The organism is Micromonospora sp. KC606 (genome assembly GCF_004348675.1).
In the GTDB taxonomy this organism is placed as follows: Bacteria; Actinomycetota; Actinomycetes; order Mycobacteriales; family Micromonosporaceae; genus Micromonospora.
In genome coordinates, this window is record NZ_SMKN01000002.1 from 26,454 (window position 1) to 41,625 (window position 15,172).

The 15,172-nt window shown below is 71.2% G+C and carries 14 protein-coding genes; 3 read left to right on the forward strand and 11 right to left on the reverse strand.

The annotated features are described in order from the left end of the window. Positions 1–137: 137 nt before the first annotated feature. Entirely contained in the window at positions 138–545 is a 408-nt protein-coding gene (locus E1193_RS01085) for a VOC family protein (protein WP_132179291.1), read from the reverse strand. A gap of 448 nt (positions 546–993) precedes the next feature. Then, positions 994–1,296 (reverse strand): DUF1905 domain-containing protein, encoded by a 303-nt coding sequence (locus E1193_RS01090; RefSeq protein WP_132179293.1) that lies wholly within the window; start codon positions 1,294–1,296, stop codon positions 994–996. 177 nt (positions 1,297–1,473) lie between these two features. Between E1193_RS01090 and E1193_RS01095 the strand changes: the two genes are divergently transcribed. Next, a complete protein-coding gene (locus E1193_RS01095; RefSeq protein ID WP_243707202.1) occupies positions 1,474–1,935 on the forward strand; it encodes an ArsR family transcriptional regulator in 462 nt (153 codons plus the stop codon). Here the strand turns inward: E1193_RS01095 and E1193_RS32355 are convergent. The 9 genes from E1193_RS32355 to E1193_RS01140 all read right to left on the reverse strand — a co-directional run bounded on the left by E1193_RS32355 (position 1,885) and on the right by E1193_RS01140 (position 13,810). Then, the gene (locus E1193_RS32355) at positions 1,885–2,745 is read right to left on the reverse strand and encodes a tetratricopeptide repeat protein (protein ID WP_243707203.1); all 861 of its coding nucleotides are present in this window, start codon (positions 2,743–2,745) and stop codon (positions 1,885–1,887) included. The two genes, E1193_RS01095 and E1193_RS32355, sit on opposite strands and share 51 nt — an antisense overlap. A gap of 68 nt (positions 2,746–2,813) precedes the next feature. After that, positions 2,814–3,626: a hypothetical protein gene (locus tag E1193_RS32750; RefSeq protein WP_243707204.1), complete on the reverse strand. Its 813-nt coding sequence runs from the start codon at positions 3,624–3,626 to the stop codon at positions 2,814–2,816. Between the two features lie 169 nt (positions 3,627–3,795). Further along, positions 3,796–4,668, reverse strand: a complete 873-nt coding sequence (locus tag E1193_RS01110) for a hypothetical protein (RefSeq protein WP_132179295.1) — start codon at positions 4,666–4,668, stop codon at positions 3,796–3,798. Positions 4,669–4,692: 24 nt separating this feature from the next. After that, complete coding sequence (locus E1193_RS01115) at positions 4,693–5,349, reverse strand: hypothetical protein (RefSeq protein WP_132179297.1); 657 nt, start codon at positions 5,347–5,349, stop codon at positions 4,693–4,695. An 18-nt stretch (positions 5,350–5,367) separates the two neighbouring features. Next, positions 5,368–6,435, reverse strand: coding sequence for an LPXTG cell wall anchor domain-containing protein (locus tag E1193_RS01120; RefSeq protein ID WP_132179299.1), 1,068 nt, complete (start codon positions 6,433–6,435; stop codon positions 5,368–5,370). Positions 6,436–6,571: 136 nt separating this feature from the next. Next, positions 6,572–9,235 (reverse strand): LuxR family transcriptional regulator, encoded by a 2,664-nt coding sequence (locus E1193_RS33625; protein WP_132179301.1) that lies wholly within the window; start codon positions 9,233–9,235, stop codon positions 6,572–6,574. A 290-nt stretch (positions 9,236–9,525) separates the two neighbouring features. Then, positions 9,526–12,240 carry a LuxR family transcriptional regulator gene (locus E1193_RS01130; RefSeq protein WP_132179303.1) on the reverse strand — a complete coding sequence of 905 codons (2,715 nt, stop codon included), beginning with the start codon at positions 12,238–12,240 and terminating at the stop codon, positions 9,526–9,528. Positions 12,241–12,265: 25 nt separating this feature from the next. Then, on the reverse strand, positions 12,266–13,240 hold the full coding sequence (locus tag E1193_RS01135; RefSeq protein WP_132179305.1) for a zinc-binding dehydrogenase: 975 nt from the start codon (positions 13,238–13,240) through the stop codon (positions 12,266–12,268). 3 nt (positions 13,241–13,243) lie between these two features. Continuing rightward, complete coding sequence (locus E1193_RS01140) at positions 13,244–13,810, reverse strand: NAD(P)H-dependent oxidoreductase (protein WP_207922487.1); 567 nt, start codon at positions 13,808–13,810, stop codon at positions 13,244–13,246. A 178-nt stretch (positions 13,811–13,988) separates the two neighbouring features. On the opposite strand from E1193_RS01140, the gene E1193_RS01145 reads away from it, so the two are divergent. Continuing rightward, complete coding sequence (locus E1193_RS01145; protein WP_132179309.1) at positions 13,989–14,597, forward strand: DsbA family protein; 609 nt, start codon at positions 13,989–13,991, stop codon at positions 14,595–14,597. Positions 14,598–14,652: 55 nt separating this feature from the next. Beyond that, positions 14,653–15,063, forward strand: a complete 411-nt coding sequence (locus tag E1193_RS01150) for an SgcJ/EcaC family oxidoreductase (RefSeq protein ID WP_207922488.1) — start codon at positions 14,653–14,655, stop codon at positions 15,061–15,063. Positions 15,064–15,172: the final 109 nt, after the last annotated feature.

Consider the following 15,172-nt stretch of genomic DNA (forward strand, 5'->3'; position numbering starts at 1 on the left):
ACCCACGTAGCCCCGGCGAGCAGCACATCCAATCCATCGCTTCTGAAACAAGCGGGCGGGCTTGCAACGGTGTCCGACGTACGGCCATGCCGGGGTGGAGGCGGGTGTTTGCGGTGAAACCCAGCCCGCGGTGCGGATCAGTGGTCGGTGGGTGTCGTGGGTGGCCGCAGCACACAGAATTCGTTGCCGTCGTGGTCGGCGAGGACGTGCCAGGCCCAGCCGTCTTCTTCGATGAGACTATCCGTGATGCACCGCGCCCCCAGGGACACCAGTCTGGCCACCTCCGCCTCAAGATCGGGTACGCGCAGATCCAGGTGCATCCTGTTCTTGTGCGCCTTTGGTTCGGGAACTCGCTGCAACAGCAGCTCAACGCCGTTCCCGTCGGCGGGTAGCAGCCGCCGGTAGCGCCCTGGCGAGAGCGGTTCAGCCACGTATCCGAGCGCCTCGCACCAGAAGGTCCCCGAGCGATCCAGGTCAGCGCAGTCCAGGACCACCGCCAGGATGACGTCGCTGCGTCCACCAAACCGAGCCGGCCCAACAGTCATTGCTGCAGGCTATGCGGCGACCATGTGCTCCGCACGGGGTGCCTCGGTGGTAGGTACTGCGCTGACCCGGTAGGCCATCCGGATCTGGCCGGGCTGCGGTCGTACCACCAGTCAATAGGTAGCCGCGATCCGAGCGTTACGGATCGTGACCGCTGACGGTCCGATGGATGTCCGGACGTGGCTCCGATGAGAGTGCAAGCAGCGAGCCCACTCAGCGGCCAGACATGATCTATCACCCTTATCAGGCTTACGGCCCAAGTCGACGATGGGATGCGATGCGGCGCCTGTTGGAGGCGGTGACACAGAAGCGCTGCGCCATGCCGTACATGCCCGATTTTGACCTGGTGTTGACCGCTGGGTGCCGCGTCGAGTGCGATGGGATCGCCTGTCATGTCGGGCCAGACCAGCTTGGCCGAACGCATGAGCTGACGCCGGGCGCTCGCCGTTGTCACGAGTGGAGGAGTTCGACGCGCACGGCCACGATGTCACCCGCGTCGAGGGCTTCTGCCTGGCGGACGGCGCGCTTGACCGGCAAGACATAACAGCCACGTGCGCTGTCCGGGAAGACCGAAGTCGTCCACGTGCTGTCGCCAACCGTGGCCCGCACCCGCAGCGCACCGAAGCCGCGACGCGGTCCGCCAGCCACATCACGGATCTCGTCGGAGGCCTCGACCGGCAGGCTGACGAAGGTCCAACTGTCGGCACGCCGGGCATCCCATATCCACAGCTCAGCATCGAAAACGACGACCACGGGCCGAGCATTACACGCAGGTCCGACAACTGGCCGTTCCTGGCGGTGGCGAATCCGGCCCGGTCGACATCGCAGCAGAAAGGGAGATCGCCGGAAAGATCAACACGTTCGGACGCGGGCGGGTTGGTAGCAGGCCAGGCCCGCGATCGAGACTCGGCCGGTGGCCTTGCCGGACCCTTGTACCGGCAGCTCGCGACGCTGGTCCAGGGTGGGCTGCTCGACGTGGTCGAGGAGCACAAGGTGCGGGGCGCGGTCGAGCGGGTCTACGCGCTGCCCGACTCCGGTGCCGCGCTCGATGCCGCAGCCCTCGCCGCCGCCACGCCGAAGAATCATGAGCGTTACTTCACGGCGTTCGTGTCGAGCCTGCTGTCCGAGTTCACCCGCTACCTCAGCCGCGAGACGATCGACTTCGCCGCCGACGGCGTCGGGTACCACCAGCTCGTCATGCATCTGACCGATGCGGAGCTGGCGAGGTTCGCCGCCGATCTCAGCGCGCTGATCGGTCCACTGCTGAGCAGTGAGCCGGGAAACGGGAGGACAGCCCGGCTGTTGGCGACCGTCTTGCTGCCGGTGGGGCAGCCGGAACCGTTAGCACCACACAGGAGGCCCCGGAGGCCGCAGAGGGTCCGGCTGCGATGAAGGGGAGCGACTGATGGGATCAATCACGGTTGCCGGCGACGCTGTCGACATCCGGTTCACCCGGTGGGAGCGGCTCTGCATCGGTCGGGAGCGGTTGATCGTCCCGCTCGCCGGCGTCCGGCGCCTGCTGGACCGTGTGACGGGTGTGGTGCTGATCGGCTTCGGGAAACGGACGATGGCGGTGATCCGGTCGACGTCGCCGCGTTCGGCGGCGGGGAGCGGCGTGCGGACCGTGTCGCGGGCCGCGGCGGCCACGCCGAGCATTCGAGCGGCCTGTGCGTGGGCGCCCGCGAGGGCCTTGGCTCCGGCGAGGCCCTCGCAGGCGAGGGCGAGCGCGCGCGGGTCGCCGGTGCGGCGGGCGTACGCGAGCCCTTCCCGGTGGAGTTTCCAGGCGGTGTCGGCGTCCCCGCGCTGTTCGGCGATGAAGCCGAGCTCGGCCAGGATGAACGCAACTCCGTGATCGCCTTCCCCACGGCGGCACCAGTCGAGCCAGGCACGGAGGTGGTTCTCGGCGTCGTCCAGCCTGCCTTGGCGCCGGGCCACCAGGCCCAGGCCGACCTCGGCGAATTCCTCACCACGCTGGTAGGCGTGCGCCGCGGCCAGCCGCCTGGCACGTTCGTGGAGGTCCTCGGCGCGGTCGAGGTCGCCGGTGAGCAACGCGCTGCGGCCGAGCCGCGCCAGCATCTTGGACGCATCGTTCCAGAGCTCGAAGTCATGGGCGAGCCGATGGCCTTCCTGGCGCATGTGTTCGGCCGCACCGTAATCGCCGGTCATTTCGGCCAGGTCCCCCAGGGTGTATGCGGCCTGCAACTGGCCCCATCCATCGCCGAGTTCCTGGAAGAGCGCCCTCGCTTGCCGGGCGTCCGCGCGCGCCTGTCTCAGCTTGCCCTGGTGAAGGAAGACTTCAGCGCGGACCGACAGCGCCGCGGCGGCGCCCCAGCGGTCCCCCAGCGCGGCGAAGTCGGCGTGCGCCCGGTCGGCAAAATCGAGGGCCGCCGCCGGATCGCCGCACGTAGGAACCAGAACCAGGCGAGTGCGTTGACCAGCCGCAGCGCCGTGTCGGCGACCTCGCGGCGGACGGCGTACGCGAGGGCGGAGCGGATGTTCGCGGCCTCAGCCTCCAGGCGTCCCAACCACAGCCTCTGTTCGCGGCACCGAAGTCTGGAATCGGCGTGTTCGGCGAAATCGACGTAGTAGGCGAGGTGACGTTCCCGCGTGCGCCGGTCGTCTTCGCCGTCAGCCTTGGCCAGCCGTTCAACGCAGTAGGCGGCGACCGACTCCAGCAGCCGGTACCGGCCATCCTGCAGGTTCACCAGTGACCGGTCGACCAGCTGTCCGAGCAGGTCGAGGACCTCGTCACGGCGCACCCGCCCGCCAGCGCACACCGCCTCGGCGGCCTCCAGCGTGCAGCCGTCGGCGCATGCGGCCAGGCGGCGCAGCACGATCTGCTCCGCCTCGCTGAGTAGGCCCCAGCTCCAGTCGATGGCCGCGCGCAGCGTGCGCTGTCGTGTCGGGGCAGCACGCAGGGTGGCGGTGAGCACCCGGAACCGGTTGTCGAGCCGGGCCGCGAGGTCCGCCAGGAACGGGCGGGTCGGATCGGTGCCGAAGTACCGGTCGATGACATGCGCGACGGTGGCGCGTTGGAAGTCTTTCAAGTCGGCCATGACCGGCCCGGCGTCGTACCGGTTCACGCGCGCACCGTGAGTTGCTCGAGGAGCTACGGCGGGCTGGGCGAGTGCGCTACGAGATCCACACCAACGCGACGCTCATCCACGAGCGGTGGTGCGCCGCCCGCCACCCTCGGCGCCGCGGATCAGGCATGGCACTCCGTCCGTGTCGCGGCGGGGCCTCGCGGCCGGACTACGTCGCGCAGATGGCGTGGACGCGGGCGGTCCAGTTGCCGTCGTAACGGCTCAGGTCCTCGCGGGCCTCGAGCCGGACGTGGTCCAGCGGCTGCGCCGGATACAGGGCGATCATCGCGGCCTCGCCTACGGGCGCGGTCAGGCTCGCCCCCAGTCCGTGCACCCTCGTACCGGTCGGGCACGTGACGCCGACCGTCTTGTCCAGCGAGTCGCCGGGCGAGGCGGCCGACACCAGGGTGAGCCCGGGGATCGGGTCGGCGCACACCGCGAAGGCTTCGACGCCCCACGGGATCGGCCACGTCGTCTCGGCCTCGAACGCCGCCACCCGGACGCTGGTGAGCGACGCGGATGGAACGATGTCATCGAGCACCACGAACCCGAACGCCGGATGGATCTGGCCACCGGCGCCGATCACCCGCTTGCCGGCCGGGCAGGACACGGTGACGCCGCGGCTGCTGGTCAGACTCCGTGCGGTGGAGGCGGACACGTACTCCAGGCCGGCGGGGGCGGAGCCGCAGATTCCGTAGGCGACCACGAACCAGTCACCGCCGAAACCGGTGCGGTCGGGGCGGGTCGTCACCGAGGCGTTCACGTGGAAGTAGTCCCCGGTGGGGGTGCTCACCGGTTTCATGGTGTCCACGATGACTTCCCGGCCGCCGCCGCCGACGTACGCGCCGCCGCCGAGGATCCGCCGCCCCGGCGGGCAGTGCACCAGCTGCGTCTTGCCCAGGTTGCTGTTGACCGCGCTCGTGGCGGTGACGAACGTCATCGACGGCACCGCGTGCGCCGGGACGGCTGGACTCACCGCGACAACGCCCGCCAGCATCACCAGCACACCGGCGCTCAGCAGCCGCCGGCCGATTCGGTACACCCGGTCTCCTTGTCGCAAGCCCGTCTACCGGCGCCGCAGCCGGTAGAGCACTGTGGTCGGTGTGGCGACGACGAGGAAGACGACGCCCGCGGCGTAGGCGAGCGGCATCACGCGGAGGGCACCGGCGACCCACGCCGCCATGAAGCTGATGACGGACATCCAGCACAGCGTCAGGAACAGCACCCGCGACGGCGTCGTAGCGGGGCGGGTGGCCGCCTCCCGGGCGGCGGCGGCCTGGCCGGCGGCGCCGAGCATCAGGTTCGGCGCGGCGGCGCCCAAGGCCGCCGCCAGGCCGGGCCCGAACGCTTCGGGACCCCGCCGGTCGCCCTCGACGATTCCGTGTACGACTGCCACCCCGCCGTGCGACAACAGCAGCTCCAGCCCGCCGGCCGCGCCGAGCCGGTCGACCGCGAGGCGCAGCGCGTCGACGAAGTCACGCTCCTCCCGTGCCGCCTGTTCGACATCGCGGGCGAACGTGCGGCGCGCCTTGCCGCTGCGAGGGCTCTGCGCCAGGTACGCGGCGCCGAGGGCGTCGTCGTCGTCCAGTTCGTGCCGGACCAACTCGTACAGCTGCCGGACGTTTTCGGCCAGCCGCGGATCGGGCAGCGTCCGTCCGGACTGGAGCCAGGCGGTCACGTACGCCGTTGCCGTCACGGCATATCCGGGAAGTTCGCGCGTCATCGTCTGCTCGCCGCGCTCTCAGCTCGGCTCGGAGAACCGGATCCGGCGGCGCCGGGCGAGCAGCAGGACCGCGGTACCGGCGGCGAGCAGGGCGCCCCCGGCCGCGAGCAGCGCGATGGCCGGCGCTCCTGTGACCGGCAGGCCACCACCGGCACCAGGGTCGCCGGCCGGGTCGCTGGGGGCGGTGCTCGGGTCGGTGGGGCCGCCCGGCGTCGGTGACCCGCAGACCCTCGCTGCGACGGTGTGCCGGGCGAGGTCCAGCCCGAGTTCCGCGTTTCGGACCACCACGACGGCGCCGACGGCGGCCGGCTCGGTGAACGTGTCGCGGGCACCGGCGGAGACCCACCGGTGTGTGGTGGCGGCGCCGTCGACCAGGACGCTGATCCGGACGGCGCCCTCGGCGCGGTTGATCAGGTCGATCTGGACGCCGGCACAGGCGTCGGCGATCCGCACCGCGACCGCCTCCGGGCCGCAGCCCGCGGGTTGCCGGTAGGTGCCCACCATCCAGGTCACCTGCTCCGGCCCCGGTTCCCCGCTGGCCAGCAGGTAGTTGTCGCCGTCGGCGAGCCGGCGTACGAGCGTCACCCGACCCGGAGCCAGCGGCCCCAGCTCTTCCGGGGTCGGGTGCGTCGGGGAGAATAGCCGCAACCCGGTGATCGGGGTGGTTCCCTCGTTCGCCAGGTGCAGCTCGAGCACGTGGCAGTGGGCGTCGGCGGTGACCGTCAGCCGGGGCGCGTCCGCGCACCCGTCCGGCGCGCGGAACACCAGATTCCGGTCCGGCAGCCCGGTTCGCTGGATCACGAAGGTGTCCCGGTCGGTCGCGCCGTACCGGCGGTTGCCGCGCTCGCGCATCTCGAACCGGTCGATCGCCACGCCGTTGCGCAGCACGGTCGTCGCCCAGGTCTCGTCGCCGCCGATCGTGCCGGTGTCCCAGCTGAACACCGCGACGCCGCACTGTTCGGACATCGTGATCTCGGGTGAGTCGGCCTGCGCGGCGGACGCCGCGCCCCCGACCAGGGCACCGGCGAACAGAACAGCCGCGCCCGAGGCAACGAGCAGGCGACGCAGCAGGAGGGGGACACGCATCAGCGAGCAACCTTCGACCGTACGACACGGGTGGGCGACGGCGACGTGCGCGCCGCGCCCCGGACCGGGCTACTCCAGCACAGGACCGCGCCGGTGGCATGAGTCCCGGGGCACTCAGATCGCGGTGGGCGGGTACTCAGCCGAGGGCCTGCCGCAGCTCGGCCCGCCCGGACACGCCGAGCTTCCCGTACGCGCGGTGCAGGTGGTTCTCCACGGTCCGTTCGGCCACGTGCAGGCGGCCGGCGATGGCTCGGGTGGGCTCGCCCCGCACGGCGGCCAGCACGACCTCCCGTTCCCGGTCGGTCAACCCCAGCAGCGGGCCGGCCGTGGCCAGCGCGGGCGTGGCCGCCGGTTCGCCGGCGGCCAGCCGCAGTTCGGCGATCAGGCGGGCCCGGGCCGCCGCCCGCGGCTCGCCGGCCCGTCGCCACGCCGCGGCCGCCAGGGTCGCCGCCTCCGCGGCGTGCAGGGTCATGCCGTAACCGGCGAATCGCTGGGCGACCCCGAGCAACGCTTCCGGATCGGCCGCCGCGGCGGCCGCGGCGTACCGGACGACCAGCTCGCCCAGGCTCCACCCGGCCGGTGGCGGGTACCCGGCCAGCAGCCGCGCGGCGAGGTCGGCTTCGCCCAGCCGGACCAGGTCCAGGGCGCCGAGAGTGGCGGCGCCGAGCGCGCCGCCCGCGCCGTGGCGGGCGATCTCGTCGCCGAGCACAGTACGCACGGCCACCGCGTCGGCCTGGACGCTGGCCTGCCACGCCCGGGCGCGGGCCACCTCCATCTCGAACAGCAGGTTGCTGTGCGGCCCGCCGCGGCAGCGGTCCAGATCGGCGGTGGCCGCGGCCAGCTCGTGCTCGTCGCCGCGCTGGGCGGCGGCCTGGACGCGGACCGCGGCCGCCCATCGACGGACCGGCCGCTGCGGTCCCTCGGCGACGACGAAGGACTCCTTGGCCCAGCGCAGCGCGGTCGCCGGTCGTCCCAGCATCAGGCCCACCATGCCGAGCGCGAAGGCGCCCAGTGCCTGCGCGGTCCGGTCCGGCGGATGCAGGCTCGCCTCGTAGCACGCCTGGATCTGGGCGAATCCGCCGGCCGGGTCACCGAGCACGCACCGCATCCAGCCGCCGGCCGGCCGCATGCTGTCGGCGTGCACCCGGCCCGAGCCGGTGTGCCGGGCGGCCAGCGGCACCGCTCGCCCGATGACGTCGGCCGCCTCGGCGTACCGGCCGGCGAGCATCAGCGCCGCGCCGGCCGCGCTGGCCGCCGCCACCCGCGTCTCGACGACTTCCGCCTCCTGTCGCGCCGAATCCGGCGTTGCCGCCTCGAACAGGGCCAGCGCCGCGCCGACGCTGGAGCAGTCCAGCCCGTACGAGCGCAGATAGAGACGCGAAACCTCGAGCTGTCCAGCCGATGCCGGCACATCCGCCGCGGCCGCGTCGATGACCGCCCGCGCGGCCGCCAGGTCGTCGGCGTGGTGGGCGAGCGCGGCGGCGTGCTGGACGGCCACTTCCACCCGCTCGGTGTCGTTCGTGGCCTTGCCGGCCAGGTCGGCGCACCGCTCCAGCGCCTCGTCGATGTGCCCGAGGCACAGCATCGCGCGTACCTCGGTCAGCCCCGCCGCGATGCCAGCTCCGCTGTCGTAGGCGTGCCGGGCCAGCCGCTCGGCCAACGCGTACTCCCGAATCAGCGCGGCCTGGTCGGCGGCCTGGAGCATCCGCTGCGGGTGGACCGTGCCACCCCCGTCGAGGCGCCAGATCGCGGTCCGCATGACGTCCTCGCTGCGCCGCGCGCCCGTGCCGTCGAGGGCGTCGGCCAACCGCCGGCTGTGCCGCAGCCGCGCCAGCTCCGGCAGATCGGCGCGCAGCAACTCGCCGTACAGGGGATGGCTGAGCCGGGCCGCGCGGCGACGCCCGGTGGTGCCGACCGTGACGAGCCCACGGCGCTCCAGCTCCTCCAGCGTGGACTCACCGGCCAACTCGGCCGCGACCGGTAGCGGCAGCGGCTCACCGAGCGCGAGGGTCTCCAAGGCGTCCCGCTCGGCCGGATCCCGTACGGCGAGCCGGTCGCGGAGCAACTCGACCAGCCGAGGCGCCCGGCTCAGCGGCGCGGTCAGCCGCCAGACCCCGTCCACCCGGCCCAGACCGCCGCTGTCCGAGGCCGAGATCAACAACTCGCGCAGAAAGAGCGGGTTGCCTCCGGTGGCCTCACGGAGCTGGCGCAGCGTGCGGCCCTCGACGGGCCCGCCCAACGCGGCGCCGATCAGCGCGTCGGTCTCCGCTGGGGTCAGCGCGTCCAGGTCCACCCGCAGCACACCGCGGTCTTTCCACAGCGCGGTCACCGGGCCGGGCACGGCCGCTTCCGCGCGCACGGTGGCCAGCAGCGTGACCGCACGCTCGGCCACGAGCTGGTGGATGACGATCGCGGAGATCTCATCGAGCTCGTGCAGGTCGTCGACCAGAAGCACCGTACGCGGCCCCTGTGTGAGCCCGCGCAGCACGTGCAGCCCACGCTCGACCAGGCCAGCCCGTACCGCCCCGTCCGGGGGTTGGGCGCCGCTCGGTGCCGGCAGCAGACCGGCGAGCCCGCTCAGCGGCAGGCGGGAGCTGGCCGCGGCCGGCCGGGCCACGAGCATCCGGTGGCCGGCCGCCTCGGCGCCGGAGGCCACCTCCTCGGCCAGCCGGGTCTTGCCCACGCCCGGCGGCCCGGCGATCAGGGCACCGGCATGGTCCGCGCCGCGTACCGCCCGGGTCACCGCCACCAGTTCGCGGTCGCGCCCGATCAGCGGGAGCGCGTCCAGGCGGGGCAACATGCCGGCAGAGTAGCGTCCGCCCGCATCGTGGCTCGAACCGCTGGTCACTGCCGTTCGAGTCGACGTTGGACGGCGTCGCCTAGCCTGCGACCGACGAACACCACCAGGCCGGACCCGTGGCTCCTACCGTGACCTGATCCCACTGTTGCCACGCCTCGGCAGCGACGACCACCACCAAGATCAACCACAGTAGGATGTCCCGCACAGCCACCCGGCCCCAAGGAAGCCCGAACATCCGGCCAACGTACGGATCCCGGTGAGCGTGGGTTACTGGCGCTGGCTTGCCGAGATCAGCTCTCAGTACGAGGAGCTGCGGTCGGCATCAGCGCCGACAGTTCGCCGCGCGAGGAAACGCCGAGTTTGGGGTAGGCGTTGTAGAGGTGGTAGCCGACGGTACGCGGGCTGAGAAAGAGCTGAGTGCCGATGTCCCTGTTGCTGTGGCCCTTGGCGGCCAGCTGTACCACCTGCCGTTCCTGAGAGGTCAGACGACCCAGCGCGTCGGCGCCCTCGGTGCGGAAGGACCGGTTCTCTCCCGTGGCGCGCAGCTCAGCGCTCGAGCGGTCGGCCCAGAGCTTCGCACCCAGCCGTTCAAAAATCTGCAAAGCGGATCTCAGCATGGTTCTGGCTTCGATTCGTCGATGCTGTCTGCGTAACCACTCGCCGTGCAGTAGTTGCGTGCGGGCTCGTTCGAACGGCGAGTCCGCGTCGTGGTGGTGCAGTGGGACGGCGCGCGTCCAGGTCTCCTCGTCACCGCCGAGCAACGCCTCGCAGCGAGCGGCGACCGCCCGGGCCCACGGATGTGCACTGTGATCGGCCCAGTCGCTGTACTGGCGGGCGGCTTCCCAGCCGAGCTCGGGCCGGCCCACCCGGACCGCTGCCTCGACCAGGTCGGGCAGGCTATGCACGGTGACCAGCTTGTTGGTGCCCTCCACCACCGCCAGCAGTTTCTCTAGCGCGGCCTCGTGCCGGCCTGCGCCGAGATCGAGCAGGGCCGTGATGGCCGTGGCCCGCGACTGGCTGGGTGCGGACCCGTGTGCCCCCATGTCGGTCGCCAGCTGCCTGCAGTTTTGCTCGTCGCCCTCGATCGCACAGAGGTGGGCGAGGACAGCCCGGAGGAAAACCAACTCCCGGCTCTGGCCGATGTCCTGCGCGATGCGGGCGCCCTCACTCGCGCTGGCCCTCGCGTCCCGATGCGCGCCCAGCCAGAGCTGCGTGCGGGCGAGCAGCATCAGGGCGCGCGGCAACACGCCGATCGCGCCTTGGGCCCGGCACTCGCGCTCCAGAGCGACGGCTCGGCGGTGTGCGGCGACGTAGTCGCCGAGCAGCACCTCCCACCAGGCGATCTTCGCATTCTCCCGGAGGCCGATCGGGCCGCTGGTTAGATCCCGGTCGAATAACAGGCGTACGGCCCGTGACGCCTCGGCGGCACTGCCTTCCGGTGCGGAGAGCCCGGTGATGTGGACGGCTACCTGCTCGATGCGGGCCGCGTCCGGCAGGCACAGTCGCCGGGCCTGGTCGGCCACTGTCGGCACCGCCGGGAAGTCTCCCGCGCTCCAGGCAGTCTCGATCGCTGCGAAGAGCAGGCCGGTAGCGAGGTCGGGTGCCTGCTCGGCCACGGCGTCGGCAGCTTCGGCGAGGAGCTGGCGCGCGGAGGTCGCGCTGCCGCGCTCGTCGGCCAAGCCGGCTCTGATCCTGGCCATCTCGGCTCCGACGAGCGGGTCGGCGACCAGATCGGCGGCGTCGTCGGCGAGGCCGGCCGCCCGTTCAAACTGGCCCGCGTCGGCGGCTGCCCTTGCCGCGGCGGCCAGGCGGCGACCGCGGCTGTGGTGGTCGGTGCTGAGGTTGGCGGCGCGTTCGTAGGCAGCGGCGACCGCGGCGTGTCCACCGCGACGTCGCGCGCTTTCCGCGCTGCGTTCGAGTTCCACCGCCACGTACTCGTCCGGTCCGGTGGTCGCCGCCGCCAGATGCCAGGCCCGCCGGTCCCCGTCCAGGACGTCGGCGAGTGCCCGGTGTACCGCCAGGCGCCTGCTCACGGTGGCGCCGCGGTAGGCGGCGGTTCTGATCAGTGGATGCCGGAACACCAGAGCATCACCTGACATGCCCAGCAGCCGCTGTCTCTCGGCGGGCTCCAGATCGGTCACATCCGCGCCGAGCAGCTTCGCTGCGGCGAACACGCTCGCCGGATCGCCGTGGTCTGCGGCGGCCACCAGCAGCAGGGTCTGCGTCGCCGCCGGCAACGTGGCGATGCGGTCGGCGAAGGTTTGCTGCATGCGGCTGAAGATGGAGGCCGCACGTACGCCGTGCGGCTCCGCGGCGAGTTGGCCTTCCCGCTGGGCAGCGGGAAGTTCCAGCAAGGCCAGCGGATTGCCCCCGGCCTCATGGAGGATCTGTTCCCGGACGTGCGCGGGCAGGTCGGCCGCCTCCTTGGCGAGCAGGCGGGCCGAGGCCTCACGCGGCAGGTTGGCCAGTGTCAGCTCAGGCACACCGGGCGCCGGGAACGCCGGGGCGTACACGTCACGGGCGGCGAGGAGCATGACGATACCCTCTTCCTGCAGCCGCCGGGCGGCGAACAGCAGCGCCTCCGCTGAGGCGTGGTCGAGCCACTGCGCATCATCGACTACGCACAGCACCGGCTGCTCCTCTGCCAGGTCGGCGAGCAGCGTGAGCACGCCCATACCCACCAGGAAGCGGTCTCCCTCCACGGGAGCCACCAAGCCCAGCGCGCCTCCCAGTGCCCGTGCCTGCCTGTCCGGCAGCCCGCCGACCCGACCGGTCACGCTCTTGAGCAGCAGGTGCAGGCCCGCGAACGGCAGTTGACGCTCCGTCTCGATCCCGGTTCCCCGGACGACGTGTAGGTCGGCTGCGGCGGCGACCGCGTGGTCGAGCAGGGCTGTCTTGCCGATCCCCGCCTCACCCCGGAGCAGGAGCGCACCGCTCGTACCGTCGCGTGCGCCCCGCAGTAACCGGTCGATAGTGGCCATTTCAGCAGAGCGCCCATGAAGCATGCCGAGAGACTACCTTTCGGGCGGATTACGGGATCAACACCACCTTGCCGGCCGTGGCCCGGGATTCCAGCTCGGCGTGCGCGGTCGCGGCGGCCCCGAGCGGAAAGCGCCGGACGAGCGGGGTGATCAGGCCGTTACCGATCGCGGTGAGAGCGCGCTCCTCCAGCCTTCGTACGCTGCCCGGCCGGTTCACCGGACCCGGGCCGGGCACGGCGCACCAGCTCAGCGCGCGTTCGTACACTTCGCGTGCCGACACCTCGACGGGCTGCCCACTCAGCCAACCGAAGAAGACCATCCTGCCGCCGTAACCGAGTAGATCCGCGGCCTGCCGGCCAAGGTCGCCGCCGATCCCGTCAAGCACCACGGTGACGTGTCTGCCGTCCAGTTCCGCATGGACGTGTTCGGCCCAGCCGGGTTGGCTGTAGTCCACGGTGAACGTGGCGCCCAGCCTGCGGGCGACGGCGGTCTTGGCTGGGCAGCCCGCCGCACCGACAACGGTCGCGCCCCTCCGTGCCGCTGCCTGGACCAGCATGCCGCCGACGCCGCCCGCCGCGCCGAGCACCAGCACCACGTCCTCCGGGGCCATGCGGGCCACGTCCATGACGCCCACCGCGGCTCGACCCGTGACGATGGCCGCCACAGCGGAATCCTCCGGCAGATTGTCCGCGATCTCGTGCACGGCGGCGACCTCGCGCACCGCAAGCTCGGCATAGCCTCCGCTGGTCAGGCCCAGGCAGGTGACGACCCGCCGGCCCAGCCATCGGGCCGGCACCCCCGCGCCGAGGACTTCGACCACGCCCGCCACCTCCCGGCCGGGAATTGTCGGCAACCCGGGCAACCACCTGTGGGTACCGGCGCGAACGGCGAGGTCGAGCCGGGAGACGCCGGCGGCGCTCACCCTGACACGCACCTGGCCGGGACCTGGTCGGGGCTCGGCGACGTCCTCCTCGTAGGTCAGCTCACCCGAGTCGCCAAGCCGGTACTGTCTGATCGCCTTCATCGCTCAGCTCCCATACGGGTGCTCGGCCCTGGCGTTCTTCAGCGCACGCCCCCACCACAGCAGCTGGTTCATCAGCGTCGTGGCAGCCCGCTCGGGACCCGCCGGGTCCAGGTGCCGGCCGTGGTCGTCGAACTGGTTCCAGGGATTGGCGAAACTGATCGTGTCCCTGATCGTGACCGCATGCAGCTCGGCGAACACCCCACGCAGCGCCTGGATCGCGTGCTGGCCGCCGGACATCGACCCGTAGGAGACGAAGCCCACGGGTTTGGCCTGCCATTCCGAGTAGTGCCAGTCGATGACGTTCTTGACCGAGGCGGGGAAACTCCGGTTGTACTCCGGCGTCACGAAGACGAACGCGTCGGCCGTGTGCAGCCGTCGCGCCAGGTCGGACGTCTGGGGCGCGGGAGGCACACTCGGCGGCAGCACCATCGGCAGGTCGACCTCGGCCAGATCGATCACGTCGATCTGCGTCCCGCCATGTGCCTTCGCCTGAGCGATGAACCAGTCGGCCACCACCGGGCCGAACCGGCCCTCCCTGGTGCTGCCGATGATGACCGCGACGTTCAGCATCCTGTGTCTCCTCATCCGAGCGATCTGATGAGCACGACGCTAGGAGGAACTGCGCGTCACCTCCTCTGTCGATCGACTGGGTTCGCCCGAACCCGGTTTCGCAACCGGCCACCAGGTCACCCAGGCCCAGTCACCTGACAGAAGCCCCCGCCGGCACACCGCTTCTAGCGTTGGCCGCATGAGCAACGGCATCAACGTCAAAGTCAAGTTCACCTTCGACGTCCCCTGCGTGTGGTCGTACTTCGCCTTCGCCCGCCTTCGACGGGCGCTGGCCCGGTTCCGCGCCGAGGGCGGGCAGGCCGAAGTTGTTTTCCGTCCCTTCCAGCTCGATCCGGACGCGACCGTCGCGGGTGAACTCAAGGTCGACGTACTCCGCCGCGCCTTCGGCGGCGACGTCACCGAGGCCGTAGCCGAGATCACCGCTCTGGCCGCCGAGGAGGGACTGCTGTTCCGGCACGACAAGGCAATCTTCTCCAACACTCTCGAAGCGCACCGGCTCATCGCCCTGGCCGGCCGGCAAGGGCGCGGCGAGGAGATGGTCGAGCGGCTGTTCCGCGCCCACCACACCGACGAACTCAACATCGCCGACCGGGACACGCTCAAAAAACTCGCCGCCGAGGTCGGCGTCCACTGGAGCGACGACGGCGGCGACGAAACACGCGCGGCGATCCAACAGGTACGGCACTCAGGCGTGCGCAGCGTCCCGGTATTCCACTTCGCCGACGGTCCCGCGCTGACCGCCGCCCGATCCGAGCAGGACCTTTTCACCGCGCTCGCCGAGGCCTGACATTCCCATCGCTCTCCGACCTACCGACTGACCAATGCAGAAAAGTGGTGCAGAGATGACCGAACGGCCCACCGTCTACCAGGTTCCCGCCGACGAACAAGACGTGCGCGAACTGGAACAACTAGTCGCACAAATCGAAATCGGCTTCAACCGCAAGGACGCCGCCGTGCTCGACGGCCGGTTCACCGCCGACGCGGTCCTGGTCGTACCCGACGGCACCGTCCTGCACGGATGGGACGATCTGTTCACCTACCACACCGCGCGGTTAGCGGGACCGATCAAGGACTGGACGACCCGAGTCAACGTGCTGGCCGTATTGCCGTTGCGCCCAGACATCGCCGTCGTCCACCTCAGGCAGGACACCTCGACCCCGCAGGAAACCTTCAGCAACCGCGGCACCATCGTGGCAGTCAAGAAGGACAACTCCTGGTGGATCAGCGCCATGCACAACACCAACGTGGCGTGAGGAACGCTGTGGGGGCTGTCTCGCTAACGGCTCTGTCTCATAATCGGTGGTGACCGCCGAAGGTAGCCGATGTCGTTGGGGTCACGTGTGCGAGATCAATGATCTTACG